The sequence below is a fragment of the Candidatus Methylomirabilota bacterium genome (genome assembly GCA_035260325.1).
GTDB lineage: Bacteria > Methylomirabilota > Methylomirabilia > Rokubacteriales > CSP1-6 > AR19.
On sequence record DATFVL010000231.1, the window covers coordinates 1 to 2,381 of the forward strand.

A 2,381-nucleotide genomic window follows, 5' to 3' on the forward strand; every position below is an offset into this window, starting at 1 on the left:
GGCGCACGCAGTCCTGTTTGCCGCACTCGCCCTCGCCTGCGGGCTCCTCGCGACGAGCGAGGGCGCACGCTTCATGCAGACGATCCTCGGCGCGACCGACGTCGCCGCGCGGAAGAGCGCCGTCGCGGGGGAGGCGGCGCCGCTGCCGCCGTTCACAGCGTTCCGCCCGCTCTGCATCGCCACGGCGCTCGCGTTTGGGGTCGGAGCGCTCGCGCTCGTGGGATTCGCCGTCGTCAGTGCGGGCCGCTATGTGCGGCGCGCCGCGCCGTTCATCGTCGTGGTCACGATGTTCCTCGTGTTGCCGTCGGTCGCCGCGGGGCTCTCTCTCGTCGCCTCTCACCGCGCGGTGCGCGGCATCGCGCTCGAGCTGGCCCGCCTCGCGGGACCCGATGACGTCGTCGTCCACGAAGGGCCGATCGAGAACTCGGGCGCGCTCGAGTGGTACTCGGGCGTGCGGCCCGTCATCGTGGACGGCCGGCGGAGCGTCCTCGCGTTCGGCGCGCTCCGCGCCGAGGCGCGCGAGCGGTTCTGGGACGGCGAGCAGCTCAGGGACGCGTGGCTCGGCGGGCGGCGGGTCTGGGTGGTGAGCGTGCGCGCTCCCGAACGGAGCGCGGTCGCGAGGTTTCCGGGCGCGCGGCTCGTGACCGCGTCGGGGGGCCGCTGGCTCTGGACGAACGGCGCGCGGGCGCTAGCGCGGGCCGGGGGCGTCGAGCAGGTCGGCGACCGTCGTCAGCTCGTAGCGCGCGGCCGCTAGCCCGTCGATCATCGCCGGGAGGGCGGCGACGAGCCGCTCGGGCGCGGCCGGCGTGCCCTCGGCGTCGTGCAGATCCACGATCGCTCCCGGATGGGCGCGCTCGAGGACGTGGTTCACCTGCGCCTCCGGCGCCACCGGCCGGAGGCCCTCGGGCTGGATGGACCACAGCACGAGACGCTCGCCGTGGCGTCGGAGCGCGCCGAAGAGCGACGCGTTCAGCATCCCCCAGGGCGGGCGGAAGTGGCGTGGCGCGTTGCCGGCGAGGTCGCCGAGGAGCTCGTGGGTGCGCGCCACCTCGCGCTCGGTCGCGCCCGGGCCGAGAAACCAGAGGCTCCGGTGGGACCAGGCGTGGCTCGCCACCTCGTGGCCCTCGGCGGCGATGCGCCGGACGGTGTCCGGCGCGCGCGCGGCGCGCTCGCCGACGAGGAAGAACGACGCGCGCACGCGCTTCTCCGCGAGGACGTCGAGCACGCGCGGCGTCCAGTCGGGGTCGGGGCCGTCGTCGAACGTGAGCGCCATCTTACGGTACGCGGGCGAGCCGCGCCGGGCGGACGCGGGCGTCAGCAGGTGGGCGCCCCAGGCGTAGGCCGCCCACGCGCCTGCGCCGACGAGTGCGAGCCGGGCGAGCATCATGGGCCCTATGCTACCTTCTCGAGACGCCGTACGAAGCGGCGTCTTGACGCAGGAGACGGCAGACATGATGCGTTCTGGCTTCTTCTTCCGACCTCTCGCATTCGGGTTCTTCATGCTCTTCGCCGGATGTTACGGCGCTTACCAAGTACGGCCCGACGACCCGGTCGGCGCCGGCACCCTCAAGCCCACTGTGGAAGACAAGGACATCGGCCTCGTCGGGATCGCGGATGGATTCAATCTCACGGCCTATCAGGTCGTTCTGGTGGACAGCTTCCCGGTGACCGATCCCGCCATCAAAGACGAGGGTGACCGTAGATTCGCCGCCTCCATGACGGCGTTCCTCCAGTCGGAGCTCGTGCGGCGGCTCCGCGAGAGCGGGCTCTTCGTTCGAGTCGTGAACCTCACCGAGACGGAGTGGCGGCCGGGCGCCGAGAGAGCGTTGAGGCTCCAGGGCAAGATCACTCGGCTCGGCGAGGGCTCGCAGGCGGCGCGAGCCTTCTTCGGCGCCTACGGCGCCGGGAAGGCGAGGGCCCAGGCTGAGACGACGTTCCTGGACGTGCAGACAAGTCGGCCCGTCATGGTGACGGCGGACCGTCGTGTCGCCCAGATGGGCTTCTTCGGCGGCGATAGCAGGGACCACCTGAGGGAGTCCTTCGACGACATGGCGCGCGACCTCGCGAAGTTCCTGGTCCGGCTGAGCAAGGGTGAGGCGCCCAAGAAGGACTGAGCGTCCCGAAGGAAGCAGCGCCGGCATGACGAGAATCTTCGGGCGTACTGGACTGCCGGTCGCGATTCTCATTCTTCTTGCCGCGGTCGGCTCGGCCTGGGCCGCCGATCTGCGGGTGGCGGTCGTCTCGCTGTCGTCGCCGGTGGCTCCCTCCGGTGACGCGACACTCGAGGTTCAGACCACTCCCGGGGCGGCGTGCCGGATCGCCGTCCACTACAAGTCTGGCCCCTCACGCGCGAGGGGACTCGTCCCGAAGACGGCCGATGG

The 2,381-nt window shown here is 71.9% G+C and carries 4 protein-coding genes; 3 read left to right on the forward strand and 1 reads right to left on the reverse strand.

Annotated elements, in window-relative coordinates:
- A partial coding sequence (locus VKG64_14515; GenBank protein HKB26255.1) for a hypothetical protein occupies window positions 1–754 on the forward strand: 754 nt, incomplete at its 5' end.
- Here the strand turns inward: VKG64_14515 and VKG64_14520 are convergent.
- Window positions 689–1,387, reverse strand: coding sequence for a polysaccharide deacetylase family protein (locus tag VKG64_14520; GenBank protein ID HKB26256.1), 699 nt, complete (start codon window positions 1,385–1,387; stop codon window positions 689–691). The genes VKG64_14515 and VKG64_14520 overlap by 66 nt on opposite strands.
- Before the next feature lie 64 nt (window positions 1,388–1,451).
- Between VKG64_14520 and VKG64_14525 the strand changes: the two genes are divergently transcribed.
- Both VKG64_14525 and VKG64_14530 read left to right on the forward strand, forming a co-directional pair.
- Complete coding sequence (locus VKG64_14525) at window positions 1,452–2,114, forward strand: DUF4410 domain-containing protein (GenBank protein ID HKB26257.1); 663 nt, start codon at window positions 1,452–1,454, stop codon at window positions 2,112–2,114.
- A 25-nt stretch (window positions 2,115–2,139) separates the two neighbouring features.
- Window positions 2,140–2,381, forward strand: a 242-nt coding sequence (locus VKG64_14530; GenBank protein HKB26258.1) for a hypothetical protein, incomplete at its 3' end; no start/stop codon positions are given.

Excerpts from the sequence above, each read along its gene's own strand:
- VKG64_14520 (HKB26256.1), bottom strand. The coding sequence starts at position 1,387 with ATGATGCTCGCCCGGCTCGCACTCGTCGGCGCAGGCGCGTGGGCGGCC.
- VKG64_14525 (HKB26257.1), top strand. The coding sequence starts at position 1,452 with ATGATGCGTTCTGGCTTCTTCTTCCGACCTCTCGCATTCGGGTTCTTC.